This window comes from Jatrophihabitans sp. sgz311053, assembly GCF_056135305.1.
Genome location: NZ_JBWAXP010000002.1, coordinates 665632 through 682903, shown reverse-complemented (window position 1 = coordinate 682903; position 17272 = coordinate 665632). Strand labels below are relative to the sequence as shown.

The following is a 17272-nucleotide window of genomic DNA, read 5'->3' as shown; positions in this document are numbered from 1 at the left end:
ACGAGGTGCCCCCGCGGCACCACCGACTGACACGAGGATGAGGCATGGTCCGGGAAACGAAGGACGCGATTGTCATCGGCGCCGGCCACAACGGGCTGGTCGCGGCGAACCTGCTCGCCGACGCCGGGTGGGACGTCGTGGTCTGCGAGGCCGCCGACCGGCCCGGCGGCGCGGTGGCCACCGCGGAGGTGACCGCCCCCGGCTACCGCACCGACCTCTTCAGCGCCTTCTACCCCCTCGCCGGCGCCTCGCCGGTGCTGGCCGATCTCGAGCTCGGCGACCACGGGCTGCGCTGGTCCCACGCGCCGGCAGTCCTGTCGCACCTGCTGCCGGACGGCCGGTCGGTGACGCTGTACCGCGACCGGGACCACACCGCGGAGTCCTTGGACCGCTTCCGCCCCGGCGACGGCGATGCCTGGCGCGCCCTGGTGGCGCAGTGGGACCGGCTCGGTCCCTCGGTCATCGACTGCCTGCTGCGCCCCTTCCCGCCCGTCCGCAACCTCGCCGGGCTGCTCCGGCGCAGCGACCTGGCCGAGCTGACCCGGCTGGCCCGCTTCGCCCTGCTGCCGGTGCGGCGCTTCGGGCAGGAGACCTTCGCCGGCGAGGGCGGACCGCTGCTCTTCGCCGGCAACGCACTGCACGCCGATCTCTCCCCCGACGGCGCCGGCAGCGCGATCTACGGCTGGCTGCTCTGCATGCTCGGCGCCAGCCACGGCTTCCCCGTCCCCGTGGGCGGCGCGGGCGCCCTGGTCGACGCCCTGGTCGCGCGGCTCGCCGCCGCCGGCGGCGAGGTACGGCTCAGCGCCCCCGTCGAGCGGGTGGACGTCGCGGGCGGCGCGGCCGTCGGGGTGACACTGGCCTCCGGCGAGCGGATCGCCGCCCGGCGGGCCGTGCTGGCCGATGTCGCGGCACCCGCGCTCTTCCGCGAGCTGGTCGGCACCGAGCACCTGCCCACCCGCTTCACCGGGGACCTCGACAACTTCGAGTGGGACGCCCCCACGCTCAAGATCGACTGGGCGGTGCGCGAACCGATCCCCTGGCAGGATCCCGACGTGCGGGGCGCCGGCACGGTGCATCTCGGCGTGGACCTCGACGGCCTCACCGACTACGCCGCCGACCTGGCCACCAAGCGCACCCCCCGCCAACCCTTCCTGCTCTTCGGACAGATGACGACGGCGGACCCGACCCGCTCCCCCGCCGGAACCGAGTCGGCGTGGGCCTACACGCACCTGCCCCGCGGCCGCGAGTACACCGCCGACCAGATCGCCGAGCACGTCGCGCTGGTGGAGCAGACCGTGGAACGGCACGCGCCTGGCTTCGGCGACCTGGTGGCCGGGCGTCACGTGCAGTCCCCGGCCGACCTGCAGCAGGCCAATGCCAACCTCGTCCGCGGCGCGGTCGGTGGCGGCACGGCGCAGCTGCACCAGCAGCTGATCTTCCGTCCGGTACCGGGCCTCTCCGGCCCGGACACCCCGATCGACCGCCTCTACCTCTCCGGCTCCTCGGCGCATCCCGGCCCCGGCGTGCACGGCGCCTGCGGCGGGAACGCGGCCTGGCTGGCGCTGCACCGTGACGGCGCGGTGGGCCGCATCCGCCACGCCGCCCGCCGGTCGCTGCTACAGCGCATCCAGGGGCGCCCACCGCAGCCGGAGCTGCACACCGTCTCGCATGCCGGACGTCGCTGAGACGCGGTGATGCAGGTCGGGGAGCACGAGGACATGTCCGTCAACACCGTGCACATCGCCCGCGCCCCCACCGAGGTCTTCGCCGTCCTGGCCGACGGCTGGACGTACAGCAACTGGGTCGTCGGGACGTCCCACATGCGCGCCGTCGAGGCGTCCTGGCCCGCGGCCGGCAGCAGGCTGCACCACGCCGCCGGGGCCTGGCCCGCGGTCCGGCGCGACGAGACGGTGGTGGAGGAGGTGCGGGTGAACGAGTGCCTGCAGCTCACCGCCCGCGGCCGTCCCTTCGGCGAGGCGAGGATCGTCATCGAGCTCTCCCCCACCGAGGACGGCACCACTGTCACGCTGCGGGAGACCCCGAGCGCGGGACCGGGCAAGTGGCTGCACAACCCCGCCACCGAGGCATTGCTGGCCCGGCGCAACACCGAGGCGCTGGCCCGGCTGAAGGTCCTCGTGGAGCGGCCCACCGAACCGCAGGACTGAGGCGGGAGCGGGGCTGCTCAACCCGCGAAGAGGGAGCCCAGCCGGGTGACCTCCAGCAGCCGCCGCACCCGGTGGTTGGCCTCGACGAGCGCCAGCCGCACGCCGGCCTCGGTCGCCTGGCTGTGCACGGCGATGAAGGCACCGAGCGCGGTGGAGTCGACGAATGGTACGGCCGACATGTCGACGACCAGCCGCTGGATGCCCGGTGTGGCGAGCGCTTCGGCCGCCGCGGAGACGATCTCGGCCGCCCGGGCCATGTCGAGCTCGCCCTGCAATGCGATACGGACCTCGGCGTCCCGTCCATCACCCACGTGTCGAGCCTAGACAGCAGCGCGGGTATGTCCGAGCCGTGCCCGAAGGTGACTCCGTCTACCGCCTCGCGCGCAGGCTTGCTCCCGTGCTCACCGAGCAGGTCGTGGACCGCAGCGAGCTGCGGGTCCCGCGCCACGCGGAGGTCGATCTGAGCGGCCAGACGGTGACCGCGGTCGACACCCACGGCAAGCACCTGCTGATGCGCTTCAGCGGCGGTGGCACCCTGCACACCCACCTGCGCATGGACGGTTCGTGGACGGTGGTCCGCCCCGGCCGCCGCCTGCCCCGTCGCCTGGAACCCGACATCCGGGTCCGGCTGCTACTCCGGGACGGGCCCAGCGTCCACGGCCTGCAGCTGCCGGTGGTGGACTACCTGCCCACCCGCGACGAGGCGTCGGTGATCGGCCACCTGGGTCCGGACCCGCTGCGCGAGGACTGGGACCCGGAAGAGGCGAGGCGCCGGCTCGCCCGGGAACCCGACCGTCCCGTCGCGGCGGCGCTGCTGGACCAGCGCAATCTCGCCGGTCTCGGCAACCTCTGGGCCAACGAGCTCTGCTTCCTGCGCGGCCACAGCCCGTGGACGCCCGTGGGCGAGGTCGACCTGGACCGCCTGATCGCGCTGGCCGCGCGGGCCCTGCGGATCTCGGCCACCGTCGACGGCGCCTACCAGGTGACGACCGGCAACACCCGGCGCGGCGAGCAGCACTGGGTGGCCGGTCGCGCGCACCGGCCCTGCCTGCGCTGCGGGACCACCGTCCGGGTGCGGGCGGAGACGAGCGAGGAGCGGCGTACCTGGTGGTGCCCGAGCTGCCAGCCCGGCCCCTTCCCGCTTCCCCCTCCGTCGGCGGGGAATACGGGACGTTCGTCCCTGTGACGGTCTCAGCTCTCGGTCGATGGGGAGAGACGATCCCTCACCCCCGCTGGACGGAGCCTCGTGAAATATCCACCTCGATCCGGGACGAGCCGTCGCCTGACGCGCGTGCTCGTCTCGACCACCGCCCTCGCGGCGACCGCGCTGGGCCTGGTGAGCGCGGCGCAGACCGCGTCAGCCGCTCTCTTCACCGACGCCCGCCTCGTCAGCGGCGACGCCTTCATGACCAACGGTGTCGTGGAGGTCGGCGCCCGTCCGAACGGGTCCTTCGGCTCGAACGGCAGCGCCCCGACCGGGTACCACCCCCGGACCAACAACGGTCAGACGCTCGGCTTCCGCTCCGACCGCGGTCGCGACGGCTGGGGCACCGGCGTCGACGACGGTGACTTCTTCACCCCCGGCAACCCCTACGAGGGCTTTGCCCTGCAGGTCGGCAGCGGGACCACCAACTTCCACCTGAACTCCAACCGCAGCGACGGCCTGGCGGGCAGCTACACCGGCACCACGAACGACTCCACGGGCCAGTCCTTCACCTGGAAGACGAGCGCGCCGGTCAACGGCCTCGACCTCACCCAGGTCGCGGCGATCGAGCCGAACGGCCAGTACCTCATGGTCACCGTCACGCTGACGAACACGACGGCCGCGGCGATCAACGACATCTACTACGTCCGCTCGGTCGACCCCGACAACTGCGTCACCAACACCGGACAGAGCTGCTACGGAAGCTACGCGACCACGAACACCGTGGTCAGCCAGCAGTCCGGCGGCGTCGGCAAGGCTGCCGTCTCGGCCACCGCGGCCGACGGCTCCTACATCGACCTGCGGTCCTCGGCCGCCGACAGCATCGCCGCGCGGGCCTTCGGCTGCAACAGCGACCTGTCGCTGCTCTGGAGCGCCAGCCCCTGCGGCGCCGTCGCCAAGGACAGCACCGACACCTCCGACTCCTGGATCGGCCTCGGCGTCCGGACCACCTCGCTCTCGGCCGGTGCCTCGCGCACCTTCCGCCTCGCGTACGTGCTGAGCGCGGCCGACGCCGGCGCCATCGACGCCGCAGCGCCGCCCACCCTGCCGGGCGCCTCGCTGCCGAGCGGTTACGCCGACGAGAGTTACTCCGGCTCCGTGGGCGCGGTCGAGGGCGGCACGCCCATCACCTACACCGTGGACAGCGGCACGCTGCCGGACGGCCTGACCCTGGACTCCGGCACCGGCGCCATCACCGGTACCCCGACGGGCAGCGGTGACTCGACCTTCACGATCAAGGCCACCAACGCCAAGGGCTCCGACACCCGGACCTACACGATCTCGCTGGCACCGGCACGGGTTGCCCCGACGCTGCCAGACGCTGCCACCGCCAAGCTCTTCCTGGAGGAGGCCTACTCCGGTTCGGTCGCCGCCACCGCGGGCACCGCTCCGGTGACGTACTCCGTCGACGCGGGACTGCTGCCGCCGGGCCTCACGCTGAACACCTCGACGGGCGCCGTCACCGGCACGCCCACCACCGAGGGCGCCTACAGCGTCAAGATCAAGGCCAGCAACGCCAAGGGCAGCACCACGCACGACTACGTCTACAACGTCGGCGCCGTCCGGGTCGTCCCGAACCTGGACCCGGCCACGCTGCCGGACGGGTACAACGACGAGTCCTACAGCGCCTCGGTCGCCGCCACCACCGGCACCGCCCCGATCACGTACTCGGTCGACTCCGGCGCCCTGCCGGCCGGCCTGGTCCTGGACCCGGCCACCGGTGCGATCTCCGGCACCCCGACCGTCGACGGCACCTTCACCTTCGTGATCAAGGCCGACAACGGCAAGGGCAACGACACGCAGTCGTACACCATCACGCTCGGCGCAGCCCGCGTCGTCCCCGTGCTGCCGACCGCGCTGCCGGACGGCGGCTGGGTCGGCGAGGCCTACACCACGTCGTTCGCGGCCACCGCGGGCACCGCACCGGTCACGTACTCGGTGACCTCCGGCGCCCTGCCGGCCGGCCTCACCCTGGACGCCGCCACCGGCGCCGTCTCGGGGACCCCGACCACCGCGGGCGAGTACACCTTCGAGGTGCGCGCCGCCAACGGTAAGGGCAGCGTCACCAAGTCGTACACGGTCAAGGTCGGCGCCCTGCGCACCGTCCCGGTCCTGCCGGCAGGCGCGCTGCCGACCGGCGTCACCGGCGCCGCGTACTCGCAGTCGGTGGCCGCGGCGGGCACCAAGCCCGTCGTCTACACCGTCTCCGGCGGTGCGCTGCCGGCCGGTCTGTCCCTGGACGCCGACACCGGCCTGATCACCGGCAAGCCCACCAAGGCCGGCACGTACTCCTTCGTCGTCACCGCGACCAACGGCCGCGGCTCGGACGAGCAGTCGTACACGATCAAGGTCAACGAGGCCTACACCGTGCCGGGCTCGTCCGCGGCCAAGGCCAAGCGCGCCGACCGCTCGCTGCACCTCACCGTGCCGGCCCCGGCGAACGACGGCGGCAGCCCCGTCACCGGGTACCGCTACTCCCTCGACGGCGGTCGCACCTGGCACGCCCTCAAGGTGGTCAAGGGCCACGCCGTCATCACCGGCCTGACCAACGGCAAGAAGTACACCGTCTCCATCCAGGCGCTGAACAAGGCCGGCGCCGGCAAGGTCCGCACCGTGACGGCCACGCCGGGCTGGTTCTCGGACCCGATCACCAAGGGCAAGCGCGCCAAGCTGGTCTCGGTGCCGTCGAACCCGCGCTCGTACACCGGCAAGGTCCGCAGCACCAAGGCGGCCAGCACCAACGCCGCCGGTGCCGCGGCGATCTCGATCGACAAGGTCCGCGGCCGTCACCTCGGCAAGGGACAGGCGGTCGTGCTCGGCGGGGCGAAGATGTTCAAGTTCGACTCCGCCACGCTCACCCCGAAGGCCCGCGCCGCGCTCCGCTCGCTGGTCAAGGCCCTCGGTGACGCCAAGGCCCTCACCTGCGAGGGCTACGCCGACTACGGGGTGAACAAGAAGCAGGAGCTGACGCTGTCCAAGCAGCGGGCGATCGCGGTCTGCAGCTACCTCGCCAAGCACGGCGTGACGATCAGCAAGAGCATCAAGGCCTACGGCAGCTCCCGGCCGGTCGTCATCGGTGGCAAGTCCTCCGACCGCGCGGCCAACCGCCGGGTGGTCATCAGCATCACCAAGTAAGCCCCACCGCGACAGGCGCCGCACACCCTCGGGTGCGCGGCGCCTCGTCGTTTCCGGCCGGACGGATCTCGCTCAGCTCGTCGGACCCGCGATGTGTGGCCCTGTTCTGCTTCTGCGCGGTCGGCTTCTCGGGTGGCGTCTCGTTGTTGCGACACTTGCAGCCATGCCGCTCGTCCTCGGGGTTGCCCACACGGGAATCACCGTCCGCTCCCTCGATGCTTCTGTGGCGTTCTGGGTTGAGGCCCTCGGCGCCGTGGTCGATCGCCGGTTTGCACTGGACGGCGCTTTCGCGGCCGACGTGACGGGCGTTGCGGGTGCCCGGATCAGCGTGGCCGTACTCCTGTTGGGCAACCATCGAATTGAACTGCTCGAATACCTGGAACCAGCTCAGCGAGACCACGTGCGACCCCGGCCCAATGATCTCGGTTCCTGGCACCTCGCGCTCGACGTGACCGATCTCGACCGCGCGGTCGCGCGCTGCGGTGAGCACGGTTGGCGTCTCGCGGGAGCGGTGAGCACGATGTCGACCGGTCCTCGGACTGGAACTCGGTTCGCGTATCTGCATGATCAGGATGGTGCGACGTTGGAACTCATCCAATCGCCGCCTTCCACAGTGTGAGACGGATTCCGACGCGAACCGGCCCAGACCTGACACGGCCGAGCTGCCCATTGGCTTCGGCCACAATCGGGATTTAGCTACTCGAACTGACGCGCAAGCCCACGGCGTCGTTGGGGAGGGACAATTCATGGAGCGCAGATTCGGAGCAGTCGACAGCACCCGCGTCTGGAACAAGATCGAGGGCGGCCCACCACACGACAAGGCCTGAATCAATCGCATCAACTACCCCCGGCAACGTCGTCACCCGTTCCGACATCTTCTGCACCAAAACCTTCTGACTGTTCGCGCTAACGCACATGCGTCATTGAGCGCGCTCGCAGAACCAGCCACTGCGCCGTGCTCTAGCTCTGCACGCCGCTCTCACCGACATTCTCCGCAGACTGAACTCGAGCACCTCGGCGCACCTCTGCCGGCAGCAGGTCCGGGGTCAGGCGCCTCGGACGACCTGCGCACCGAGCACGCACAACCGGTCGCGGACCGGAGCAGGGACGTCGTTTCCCAGCCAGACATTGCGCAGGGCGGCGCGGAACGCCACGTTCTGGCGCGCCGCGCGGTCCACCTCAGCGAGCACCCGCATGCCGTTGCCGGAGTGCGACACCAGGTACTCCAGCGGTCCGGCACCCACCCACGCCAGCTCCTGCTCATCGGCCGCGGTCGCGGCGAGAATGATCACCGCGTCGACAACGCCGACAACGGCGTCGTCGACCGCGGTCGCGATGAATGCGCAGGCCGTGCCGTACTGCTTCGCGCGCCACTCGGCGAGCCACTGCCTCGCCCACTCCGAGACCGACGGCCACGTCGTCTCGGTCTCGGTGAGCTCGTCGACCAGGCGGCAGGACCCGTCCGCCCGGAAGCTCGCCTCGGAACCGTGCACGGCACGAAGCCTAGGGACAGCCGACACCCGAGCTCGCCGGGCAGCCAACTCGGAGGATGTCGAGAGTCTCAATCGGGGAGTCGAAGGCGTCCGCCCTCATGATCGCTGCTTCCCGTCGACCATTCTGGGTTACCTCGACCCGTGGTCAGACGTTGCAGGGGAACGCGACTACGTACCGCTAAGAGTAGGCGTCACGCCGGTGCCGAACGCTGATGACCCGGACAGCGACCCTGTCTTCGTGAATCGTGTAGATGACCCGGAACTGCCCCCGACGCGCAGCGTACGACCCCGCCAGTTCGTCTCGCAGCGGCTTGCCTACCCGATGCGGTTTCTCGGCCAGCACACCGAAGATGAACTCGGCGCACGCGGCAGCCACTGCCTCTGGTAGATCGACCTCCAAGGCGCGCCGCGCTCGTGGCGACAGGAAGATCGCGTAGGTCACGAAGGCAGGCGGCCGCTTGAGCGGAGCCCGGCAGCGACGATGGTCCCGGCGATCCACTCATCGTCGGTCAGTGAATTCGCCGCCCGGATGTCGGCCATGGTCGCCGCGTCGCCCAGGATGTCGAGGGTCTCGATCAACGAGTCGTAGTCGTCGGCACTCATGATCACGGCCGCACGACGGCCGTTCTTGGTGACCTCGACCCGCTCGTGGGTGCGCATTGCCTCGTCGACCAGCTTGGAGAGCTGGGCGCGAGCCTCAGCCAGCGGCACCGTCGTCATGTACAGAATTCTAGCGCCGTGCGGCCCGGTCACACGTTGAAGCGGAACTCCACGACGTCCCCGTCGGCCATGACGTAGTCCTTGCCCTCGATCCGGACCTTGCCACGGGCCTTGGCCTCGGCCATCGAACCGGCGTCGACGAGGTCGTCGAAGGAGACGATCTCGGCCTTGATGAAACCCCGCTCGAAGTCGGTGTGGATGACGCCGGCGGCCTGCGGCGCGGTGGCGCCGCGCTTGATGGTCCAGGCGCGGGACTCCTTGGGGCCGGCGGTAAGGAAGGTCTGCAGGCCGAGCGTGGCGAAGCCGACCCGGGCCAGCTGGTCGATCCCCGACTCGCTCTGCCCCATCGACTGCAGCAGCTCCAGCGCCTCGGCGGCGTCGAGCTCCACCAGTTCGGACTCGGTCTTGGCGTCGAGGAAGATCGCCTCGGCCGGGGCGACGAGGGCACGCAGCTCGTCGGTGAAGGCGGCGTTGTCCAGCTCGTCGGGATCGAGGTTGAAGACGTAGAGGAACGGCTTGGTCGTCATCAGCGTCAGCTCGCGCAGCGGTTCCCGGTCGACACCGGCGCCGTAGAGGGTCTTACCGGTCTGCAGGATCTCGATGGCCTCCTTGGCCGCCGTGACGACGGCTGCCCGGTCCTTGTGCAGCCGCGCCTCCTTCTCCAGGCGGGGCAGGGCGTTCTCGAGGGTCTGCAGGTCGGCGAGGATCAGCTCGGTGTTGATGGTCTCGATGTCCGAGGCGGGGTCGACCTTGCCGTCCACGTGGACGACGTCCGGGTCGCTGAAGGCCCGGATGACCTGGCAGATCGCGTCGGCCTCGCGGATGTTGGCCAGGAACTTGTTGCCCAGGCCCTCCCCGGTGCTGGCACCGCGAACGATGCCGGCGATGTCGACGAAGCTCACCGTCGCCGGGATCGTCTTCGCCGAGCCGAAGACCTGCGCCAGCGCGTCCAGCCGGGCGTCGGAGACGCCGACGACCCCCACGTTGGGCTCGATGGTCGCGAACGGGTAGTTCGCGGCGAGGACGTCGTTCTTGGTCAGCGCGTTGAAGAGGGTGGACTTGCCGACGTTGGGCAGGCCGACGATGCCGATGGTGAGACTCACGTGGCGCGAGTCTACGGGCGACGCCCGATTGCACCTCGCAGCGTCGCTACCGGCGGCGGCGCGGGGGCGATAGCAGCGCTACCGGGTGCAAACCGGCCGGACGGGCGCGTCGGATCACGAAACTGTCGGACCCCGGTGTGAGCATCGAACACATGAACGTTGCTGCCCTCCTCCTCGCCGTGGTGTCGGCCGTGCTGATGTTCGGTGTCGGCCTGCTGGTCGGACGCCTGCGGGCCGAGTCCGCCGGCCGGGCCGCGGTGGTGCAGGCCGAGCTGGTCGGCCGTGACGCCGTCGCGGCCGCCGAGGCTGCCGGACGCGCCGCGGTCGCTGCCGCCGAGGCCGCGGGACGCGAGGCGGTGGCACGGGCCGACGACGTGGCCAACGACGCCCGCCACGAGGTGGCCCGGCTGCAGGCCACCCTCGACACCGAGCGCGCCGCGCACCGTCGCCGCCTGGAAGAGGACGCCGTGGTCGAGAGCCGGCTCCGCGACGCCTTCGACTCCCTGGCCGGGCAGGCGTTGCAGCGCAACAACGAGGCCTTCGCCCAGCTCGCCGAGGCTCGCCTCGGTGCCGCGAAGGTGACTGCGGCCGGCGAGCTGGCGCAGCGGCAGCAGGCGATCGAGACCCTGGTGTCGCCGCTGCGCGAGTCCTTGGATCGCGTCCAGCAGCAGCTGCACGCCGTGGAGCGCGACCGGGTCGGCAGTTACGAGAAGCTGCTGGAGCAGGTGGGCACCATGCGCGCCACCTCCGAGCAGCTGCGCACCGAGACCGCCCAGCTCGTCACGGCGCTGCGGGCCCCGCAGGTTCGCGGCCGCTGGGGTGAGATGCAGCTGCAGCGCGCGGTGGAGGCCGCCGGCATGACCGAGCACGTCGACTTCGTCACGCAGCAGACGGTCTCCTCCGCCGACGGCCAGCTGCGCCCCGACCTCGTGGTCCGACTCGCCGGCGGCAAGAACGTCGTCGTGGACTCGAAGGTCGCCTTCGCCGGCTACCTGGAGGCGATGGAGGCCAAGGACGAGGCCATCCGCGACCTGCGGCTGAAGGCCCACGCGCGGCACCTGCGCACCCACATCGACCAGCTCGGCGCCAAGTCCTACTGGGAGCACTTCTCCCCCTCGCCGGAGTTCGTCGTCTGCTTCGTGCCCGCGGACGCCTTCCTCGACGCCGCGCTGCAGCAGGACCCGACGCTGCAGGAGCGCGCCTTCGAGCAGAACGTCGTGCTGGCCACGCCCTCCACCCTGGTCGCGCTGCTGCGCACGGTCGCCTACACCTGGCGGCAGGAGGCGCTGGCCGCGAACGCTGCGGAGGTTCACCAGCTGGGCCGGGAGCTCTACACCCGGCTCTCCACGATGGGCGGACACATCGACAAGCTCGGCAGCGCGCTGACGAGCGCGGTCGGGGCCTACAACAAGACCGTCTCGTCCCTGGAGAGTCGCGTCTTCGTCACCGCCCGCAGGATGACCGACCTCAAGGTCGTGGACGTCAGCGAGCAGCTCGCCGCGCCCCGGCAGGTGACCGAGACGACCCGGGCGGTGCAGGCCGCCGAGGTCGCCGACCAGCGACTCGTCGCCTTGCCGAAGCAGCCCCGGGTCCCCGCCGGCCAGGACGAGCTGCCGGTCGGTCCGGAGGCCCGTCGGGCCAGTTCCTGACGCCATCGCCCGCGGGGACGGGCCGTCGGCGCCGCGCGGTGTCCGGCAGCGGTGTCCGGCAGCGGTGTCCGGCAGCGGTGTCCGGCAGCGGTGTCCGGCAGCGGTGTCCGGCAGCGGTGTCCGGCAGCGGTGTCCGGCAGCGGTGTCCGGCAGCGGGTGTCCAGCAGCGGGTGGAATCGGCCGTCCTGAGCGCCCTATGCGCGTGGCGCGGGGCCGTCTCAGCTTCCCCCGGTACCGTTACCGAAGGTTTATCTGAAGACCCGACCCCGACCCCTAGGCCCAGGAGTGCTCGCGTGCCCGGTACGTCCCGCTCCGGTGGCGACTGGTCGTCGGCAGCCGACGACGGCTGGGGGGCTGCCACCACGGTGCGCGGCGGCTCCACCCGGACGCCGGCGGGAGGCGGCTCGCCAGCCTCGGCCGGCACCTCCGGCAGGGGCGGCCGCTCTGCGTCACGCGACGCGCGATCGAACGGTCGCATGCCCAGCAGCCGAGCTGACGGCGACGACGGCTGGTCGGTTGGCGGCCCCGCCCCTCGGGACCAGCAGCGCTCGAACCGGGCGAACGAGAAACGGGTCGAGAAGTCGCTGCGCGACCTGGACCGTCACCGCGCGGCGCTGGCCCGGCCGCCGGAGCGGGGTCTGCGCGCGATCGTCGCGCTGATCGTGGTCGTCGTCATCGCCGTCATCGGCGGGCTCATCGACACCGTCGGCGCCATCGAGGTCCAGGGCGGCTTCAACATCGGCATCGTGGTCGCGTCGATCGTCGGCATCCTCATCGTCAAGCGCAGTCACATGTTCCCGATCGTGATCGCGCCGCCGATCGTCTACACCCTGGGTGCCGGCTTCCAGTACTACCTCAAGGCGAGCAGCGGCAACGCCACGAAGGCCAAACTCGACGCCGCCGCCAACTACCTCGTCTACGGTTTCCCGGCCATCGCCGCAGCCACCGCCGCAGTCCTCATCATCGCCGGCATCCGGCTCATCGCCCGCCGGTAGCCCTGAGCCCGCCGGTAGCCCTGAGCCCGCCGGTAGCCCTGAGCCCGCCGGTAGCCCTGAGCCCGCGGGTCACTTCGCCGCCACCGGCGAGGCCTCAACCCGCGAGGCCTCAACCCGCGAGCGACGTTCCCGCGTCAGTCCGCGGACTGCCGGGCGGCAGCGCGGGCGCGCATCTCCCGCCGCAGTTCCTGCGGCAGCGCGAAGGCCAGCCGCTCTTCGGTGTGGCTCACCTCGCGCACCTCGCCGTAACCCCGCTCGGCCAGTGCCGCCAGCACGTGCTCGACGAGGATCTCCGGCACCGACGCCCCTGAGGAGAGCCCGACCGTGGCGACCCCGTCGAGCCACGCCGGATCGATCGCGCGGGCGTTCTCGACCAGGTACGCCGCCCCGGCGCCGGCCGCGAGCGCGACCTCCACCATCCGCACCGAGTTCGACGAGTTCGCCGAACCGACGATGAGGAAGAGGTCCGCCTCCGGGGCGATGGCCTTCACCGCGGCCTGCCGGTTCTGGGTGGCGTAGCAGATGTCGTCCGACGGGGGTGACTGCAGCAGCGGGAACTTCTCGCGCAGCGCGGCCACGGTCTGCATCGTCTCGTCCACCGACAGCGTGGTCTGGGAGAGCCAGACCACCTTCGCCGGATCGCGCACCGTCACGGCGTCGACCGCGGCAGGCCCGTCCACGAGCTGAATGTGCTCGGGCGCCTCGCCGCTGGTGCCGACGACCTCCTCGTGCCCCTCGTGACCGATGAGCAAGATGTCGTAGTCGTCGCTGGCGAAGCGCTTGGCCTCCTGATGGACCTTCGTGACCAGCGGGCAGGTGGCGTCGATGGTGGTCAGCTGCCGCCGCGCCGCGGAGGCGTGGACCTCGGGCGCGACACCGTGCGCCGAGAAGACGACGATCGCGCCCTCCGGGACCTCGTCGTTCTCGTCGACGAAGACGGCGCCGCGATCCTCCAGCGCCTGCACGACGTGCAGATTGTGGACGATCTGCTTCCGCACGTACACCGGCGCGCCGTAATGGTCCAGGGCGTGCTCCACGGTCTGTACCGCCCGGTCCACCCCGGCGCAGTACCCGCGTGGCTTGGCCAGCAACACCCGTCGCGCGGTGGCCGCGACGGGGATGACGGCATTGCTGTCGGCGGCGCTCGTGGCGGTACTGCTCATACCTCGCATGGTACGGACGGACGTGATGCGGCACTGTGGAGTCATGCACCTGCCTGGCCCGCTCCGCGCCGCCGTCGGTCTCGTCGCCTCTGCCGCCGACGAGGTCAAGAACCTGCCCGACCGCGCTGTGGAGCTGCCGATGCTGGCGGTGAGCACCGCGCTGCAGCTGTCGTTGCGCGCCCAGCAGCGCTACGCACTGCTTGCGGCCAAGGGCGACGCCGTGTTGAACCGGCAACAACCGAGCGAGGAACCGCCGGCGTGGGCCACCTTCGACGACCCGGTCGCCGACCTGTCGAGCTCGGCCGTCGGCCAGCTCGACAGCTTGATCCAGGCGATGGAGCAGCAGGACGACGAGCTGAGCGCCTCGGAACGTCGCCACCCGTCCGGCGAGGGCGGCTTCGATGTCGGCCGTTCGGTGGGGCGCATGTTCGAAGAGCTGCTCGGGGTCTCCGATCCCGCTGCCGCCGCGAGTGGCGCGACCGAGGCTGACTCCGGCAGCGGCCGCCCAGGCGACGATGCGACCGCCTCAGGTGCCTCGGACGCCGCAACAGCCCCGACGCAGAGCGATGCGACCGTGGTCCCGATCAGTCAGGCCGGTCGGGGCGCTCGCAAGTCGGCCCGCAAGTCACCGCGCAAGACCGCCGCCCGCAAGGCGCCGGCCACGAAGGCCCCCGCCAAGAAGGCGCCCGTGAAGAAGGCGCCCGTGAAGAAGGCTGCCGCCAAGAAGGCTGCCCCCGATCAGACACCGGCGACGAAAGCCGACCCGGCCGACCCCGCGATCGCCGCCACATCCGCGATCGCCACCACACCCGAGCCCGCCGCCACACCCGCCCCCGCCGCCACACCCGAGCCCGCCGCCACACCCGAGCCCCCGGACCAGCCCGAGTCCTCGGCCAAGACCGTCAACAAGCCCCGTCACACCGCCCCGTCGAAATTCGACGACGCCGGCGACGACTGACAGACGAGCACAGCCTGTGGCCCGTCTGGAGACCTCCGCCGACTCCCCTGTCCCGGTGCGCGTCCTCGCGCTGCGCCTGGGCGAGTGGATCGGCCGGCTCGGTGAGATCTGGGTCGACGGCCAGGTGGCCCAGCTCAACCGACGCCCGGGGATGGCCACCCAGTTCCTCACCCTGCGCGACCCCGATGCCAACATCTCGATCTCGCTCACCTGCCCGCGTGGCGTCCTCCCCGACGCCGTGACCGAAGGGTCGCGGCTCGTGGTCCGCGGTCGCCCGGACTACTGGCTGGAGCGCGGCACGCTGAGCCTGCGGGCGCTGGAGATCCGCCAGGTGGGTCTGGGTGAGCTGCTGGCCCGGCTCGCGGCGTTGCGCAAGCTGCTCACTGCGGAGGGCCTCTTCGCCCGTGACCGCAAGCGCCCCCTGCCCTTCCTGCCCCACACCATCGGCCTCGTCACCGGCCGCGCCAGCGCCGCCGAGCGCGATGTCGTCGAGAACGCCCGGCGACGGCTGCCGGGCGCTCGTTTCCGCATCGAGAACGTCGCCATGCAGGGCAGCAACGCGGTCACCGAGGTCGTGGACGCGCTCGCCCGCCTGGATCACGACCCCGACGTCCAGGTCATCGTGGTGGCACGCGGCGGGGGCAGCGTCGAGGACCTGCTGCCGTTCAGCAACGAGACGCTGGTCCGTGCGGTCTTCGCGACCCGCACGCCGGTCGTCAGCGCCATCGGCCACGAGACCGACACTCCTCTGCTGGACCTCGTCGCCGACCTCGCGGCCTCGACCCCCACCGACGCGGCGAAGCGGATCGTCCCCGACCTCGCCGCGGAGCTGCAGGAGGTCGCGCAGCTGCGCCGCCGCGTCCGGGCCTCGGCGCAGTCCCGGCTGGATCGCGAGGCCGAGCTCATCGCCGGGCTGCCGCAACGGCTGCGGCAGACGCTGCGGCAGCGGCTCGAACGGGAGGCGGGCGAGGCCGACCTGCTGCGGGAGCGGGCCCGACGCCGGCTCACCACGCTCGTCGAGCACGGCCGCGACGACCTGGAGCACGTCCGCGCCCGGGTCCGCGCACTCTCCCCGCAGGCCACGCTGGAGCGCGGCTACGCCGTCGTCCGCACCACCGACGGCGGCGTGGTCCGCTCGGCCGAGGACGCCGTCGGACCGCTGCGCGTCACCGTCGCCGGTGGCGAGTTCACCGCCGAGCGACGCGACCCCCTACCCTCGGGCACGTCATGAGCGACGCAACCGATCGGACCTCGGCCGACATCTCCTACGAGGCGGCACGCGCCGAACTGCGCGAGATCGTAGCCAGGCTCGAAGGCGGTGGACAGTCGCTGGAGGAGTCCCTCGCGCTCTGGGAACGCGGTGAGCAGCTCGCCGACGTCTGCCAGCGCTGGCTCGACGACGCCGGCGAGCGGCTGGAACAGGCCATCGCGGCCCACGACGGGCCGGGGGCGGCGGCCGAGACCGAGGACTGAGCTCCGCTCGCCCGGTCACGGCAGCGGCCCGTTCCCGTCATCTGCCCGTTCCTGTGACCCGCGCGCGCCGGAAACACACGTCTGCCAAGATTGTCGTCGTTGCTCGTCGTCGACAGGAAGGCCCGCCGGATGTCCGATGCCGACAGCCACCACAGCGTCCCGCCGGAGCTCGAGGTCGACCCTCGCGCCCCCGATCGCAACCTGGCCCTGGAACTCGTCCGGGTCACCGAGGCGGCGGCGATGGCTGCCGGGCGCTGGGTCGGCGGCGGCGACAAGAACGGCGGTGACGGCGCGGCCGTCGACGCCATGCGGGCGCTGATCGGCACCGTCTCGATGAACGGCGTCGTCGTCATCGGCGAGGGCGAGAAGGACGAGGCGCCGATGCTCTACAACGGCGAGGAGGTCGGCGACGGCACCGGTCCGCTCTGCGACGTGGCGGTCGACCCCATCGACGGCACCACGCTCATGGCCAAGGGCATGCCGAACTCGATCGCCGTCATCGCGGTCTCCGAGCGCGGGACCATGTTCGACCCCTCCGCCGTCTTCTACATGGAGAAGATCGCCACCGGACCGGAGTGCGCGGACGTCATCGACATCACCGCGCCGGTCGCCGAGAACATCGCCCGCGTGGCCAAGGCTAAGCACGGTCACCCCGAGGACGTCACCGTCTGCATCCTGGACCGTCCCCGCCACCAGCAGCTCGTGCGCGAGGTCCGGGCCGCCGGCGCCCGCATCAAGTTCATCAGCGACGGCGACGTGGCCGGCGCCATCTCCGCGGCCCGACCCGGCACCGGCGTCGACCTGCTCTACGGGATCGGCGGCACGCCGGAGGGCATCATCGCCGCGGCGGCGCTGCGCTGCATGGGCGGCGCGATCCAGGCCAAGCTGTGGCCGCAGACCGACGACGAACGGCAGAAGGCCATCGACGCCGGCCACGACCTCGACCGCGTGCTGCGGACCGAGGACCTCGTCCGGGGCGACGACATCTTCTTCTGCGGCACCGGCATCACCGACGGCGAATTGCTGCGCGGCGTGCGCTATTACGCCGACTCGGTGCAGACGGAGTCGATCGTGATGCGCTCCAAGTCCGGGACGATCCGACTGGTGGACTCGCTGCACCAGCTGAACAAGCTGCGGGCCTACTCCGCGGTGGACTTCGACCGAAGCTGAGCGTCGTCGCGCGCGGACATCCGTGCGTGTTCGTCGTGCGGGCG

The 17272-nt window shown here is 71.5% G+C and carries 17 protein-coding genes; 11 read left to right on the top strand and 6 right to left on the bottom strand.

All coding sequences use genetic code 11. The features are described from left to right. The first annotated feature begins 44 nt into the window (after positions 1 to 44). Together AC0NZQ_RS12120 and AC0NZQ_RS12115 are read left to right on the top strand one after the other, a co-directional pair. The gene (locus AC0NZQ_RS12120; RefSeq protein ID WP_474530095.1) at positions 45 to 1685 is read left to right on the top strand and encodes a phytoene desaturase family protein; all 1641 of its coding nucleotides are present in this window, start codon (positions 45 to 47) and stop codon (positions 1683 to 1685) included. Positions 1686 to 1718: 33 nt separating this feature from the next. Next, entirely contained in the window at positions 1719 to 2165 is a 447-nt protein-coding gene (locus AC0NZQ_RS12115) for an SRPBCC family protein (RefSeq protein ID WP_474530094.1), read from the top strand. Positions 2166 to 2182: 17 nt separating this feature from the next. Here the strand turns inward: AC0NZQ_RS12115 and AC0NZQ_RS12110 are convergent, their stop codons facing one another. Further along, positions 2183 to 2476 carry an STAS domain-containing protein gene (locus AC0NZQ_RS12110; RefSeq protein WP_474530093.1) on the bottom strand — a complete coding sequence of 98 codons (294 nt, stop codon included), beginning with the start codon at positions 2474 to 2476 and terminating at the stop codon, positions 2183 to 2185. Positions 2477 to 2514: 38 nt separating this feature from the next. Here AC0NZQ_RS12110 and AC0NZQ_RS12105 point away from each other — a divergent pair, with 38 nt between their 5' ends. The 3 genes from AC0NZQ_RS12105 (at position 2515) to AC0NZQ_RS12095 (ending at position 7123) form a co-directional block, all read left to right on the top strand. Then, complete coding sequence (locus tag AC0NZQ_RS12105) at positions 2515 to 3351, top strand: Fpg/Nei family DNA glycosylase (protein ID WP_474530092.1); 837 nt, start codon at positions 2515 to 2517, stop codon at positions 3349 to 3351. Positions 3352 to 3456: 105 nt separating this feature from the next. After that, positions 3457 to 6504: a putative Ig domain-containing protein gene (locus AC0NZQ_RS12100; RefSeq protein ID WP_474530091.1), complete on the top strand. Its 3048-nt coding sequence runs from the start codon at positions 3457 to 3459 to the stop codon at positions 6502 to 6504. A 91-nt stretch (positions 6505 to 6595) separates the two neighbouring features. Then, positions 6596 to 7123: a VOC family protein gene (locus AC0NZQ_RS12095; protein ID WP_474530090.1), complete on the top strand. Its 528-nt coding sequence runs from the start codon at positions 6596 to 6598 to the stop codon at positions 7121 to 7123. Positions 7124 to 7550: 427 nt separating this feature from the next. Here AC0NZQ_RS12095 and AC0NZQ_RS12090 read toward each other — a convergent pair whose 3' ends face one another. The 4 genes from AC0NZQ_RS12090 to ychF all read right to left on the bottom strand — a co-directional run bounded on the left by AC0NZQ_RS12090 (position 7551) and on the right by ychF (position 9820). After that, entirely contained in the window at positions 7551 to 7997 is a 447-nt protein-coding gene (locus AC0NZQ_RS12090; RefSeq protein ID WP_474530089.1) for a DUF6869 domain-containing protein, read from the bottom strand. A 178-nt stretch (positions 7998 to 8175) separates the two neighbouring features. Next, entirely contained in the window at positions 8176 to 8439 is a 264-nt protein-coding gene (locus AC0NZQ_RS12085; protein ID WP_474530088.1) for a type II toxin-antitoxin system RelE family toxin, read from the bottom strand. Next, positions 8436 to 8717, bottom strand: a complete 282-nt coding sequence (locus AC0NZQ_RS12080; protein ID WP_474530087.1) for a type II toxin-antitoxin system Phd/YefM family antitoxin — start codon at positions 8715 to 8717, stop codon at positions 8436 to 8438. The genes AC0NZQ_RS12085 and AC0NZQ_RS12080 overlap by 4 nt, the downstream gene beginning before the upstream one ends. 29 nt (positions 8718 to 8746) lie before the next feature. Continuing rightward, positions 8747 to 9820, bottom strand: a complete 1074-nt coding sequence (ychF, locus tag AC0NZQ_RS12075; RefSeq protein ID WP_474530086.1) for a redox-regulated ATPase YchF — start codon at positions 9818 to 9820, stop codon at positions 8747 to 8749. A gap of 152 nt (positions 9821 to 9972) precedes the next feature. Here ychF and AC0NZQ_RS12070 point away from each other — a divergent pair, with 152 nt between their 5' ends. Together AC0NZQ_RS12070 and AC0NZQ_RS12065 are read left to right on the top strand one after the other, a co-directional pair. Then, positions 9973 to 11469, top strand: a complete 1497-nt coding sequence (locus AC0NZQ_RS12070; RefSeq protein ID WP_474530085.1) for a DNA recombination protein RmuC — start codon at positions 9973 to 9975, stop codon at positions 11467 to 11469. 293 nt (positions 11470 to 11762) lie between these two features. Continuing rightward, entirely contained in the window at positions 11763 to 12464 is a 702-nt protein-coding gene (locus AC0NZQ_RS12065) for a DUF6542 domain-containing protein (protein ID WP_474530084.1), read from the top strand. A gap of 134 nt (positions 12465 to 12598) precedes the next feature. Here AC0NZQ_RS12065 and AC0NZQ_RS12060 read toward each other — a convergent pair whose 3' ends face one another. Continuing rightward, the gene (locus tag AC0NZQ_RS12060; protein ID WP_474530083.1) at positions 12599 to 13627 is read right to left on the bottom strand and encodes a 4-hydroxy-3-methylbut-2-enyl diphosphate reductase; all 1029 of its coding nucleotides are present in this window, start codon (positions 13625 to 13627) and stop codon (positions 12599 to 12601) included. A gap of 43 nt (positions 13628 to 13670) precedes the next feature. Here AC0NZQ_RS12060 and AC0NZQ_RS12055 point away from each other — a divergent pair, with 43 nt between their 5' ends. From AC0NZQ_RS12055 to glpX, 4 genes are all read left to right on the top strand, one after another. Continuing rightward, entirely contained in the window at positions 13671 to 14585 is a 915-nt protein-coding gene (locus AC0NZQ_RS12055) for a hypothetical protein (RefSeq protein ID WP_474530082.1), read from the top strand. Positions 14586 to 14601: 16 nt separating this feature from the next. Beyond that, positions 14602 to 15816: an exodeoxyribonuclease VII large subunit gene (gene xseA / locus AC0NZQ_RS12050; RefSeq protein WP_474530081.1), complete on the top strand. Its 1215-nt coding sequence runs from the start codon at positions 14602 to 14604 to the stop codon at positions 15814 to 15816. Further along, on the top strand, positions 15813 to 16058 hold the full coding sequence (locus AC0NZQ_RS12045) for an exodeoxyribonuclease VII small subunit (RefSeq protein WP_474530080.1): 246 nt from the start codon (positions 15813 to 15815) through the stop codon (positions 16056 to 16058). Before xseA ends, AC0NZQ_RS12045 begins: the two co-directional genes overlap by 4 nt. A gap of 129 nt (positions 16059 to 16187) precedes the next feature. After that, a complete protein-coding gene (gene glpX / locus AC0NZQ_RS12040) occupies positions 16188 to 17228 on the top strand; it encodes a class II fructose-bisphosphatase (RefSeq protein ID WP_474530079.1) in 1041 nt (346 codons plus the stop codon). Positions 17229 to 17272 lie beyond the last annotated feature (44 nt).

What these genes read in the sequence shown, in the direction of transcription:
- AC0NZQ_RS12120 (WP_474530095.1), top strand. Translation starts at nt 45, where the DNA reads ATGGTCCGGGAAACGAAGGACGCGATTGTCATCGGCGCCGGCCACAAC.
- AC0NZQ_RS12115 (WP_474530094.1), top strand. Translation starts at nt 1,719, where the DNA reads ATGTCCGTCAACACCGTGCACATCGCCCGCGCCCCCACCGAGGTCTTC.
- AC0NZQ_RS12095 (WP_474530090.1), top strand. Translation starts at nt 6,596, where the DNA reads ATGTGTGGCCCTGTTCTGCTTCTGCGCGGTCGGCTTCTCGGGTGGCGT.
- AC0NZQ_RS12080 (WP_474530087.1), bottom strand. Translation starts at nt 8,717, where the DNA reads ATGACGACGGTGCCGCTGGCTGAGGCTCGCGCCCAGCTCTCCAAGCTG.
- AC0NZQ_RS12070 (WP_474530085.1), top strand. Translation starts at nt 9,973, where the DNA reads ATGAACGTTGCTGCCCTCCTCCTCGCCGTGGTGTCGGCCGTGCTGATG.
- AC0NZQ_RS12060 (WP_474530083.1), bottom strand. Translation starts at nt 13,627, where the DNA reads ATGAGCAGTACCGCCACGAGCGCCGCCGACAGCAATGCCGTCATCCCC.
- AC0NZQ_RS12055 (WP_474530082.1), top strand. Translation starts at nt 13,671, where the DNA reads ATGCACCTGCCTGGCCCGCTCCGCGCCGCCGTCGGTCTCGTCGCCTCT.
- AC0NZQ_RS12045 (WP_474530080.1), top strand. Translation starts at nt 15,813, where the DNA reads ATGAGCGACGCAACCGATCGGACCTCGGCCGACATCTCCTACGAGGCG.
- glpX (WP_474530079.1), top strand. Translation starts at nt 16,188, where the DNA reads ATGTCCGATGCCGACAGCCACCACAGCGTCCCGCCGGAGCTCGAGGTC.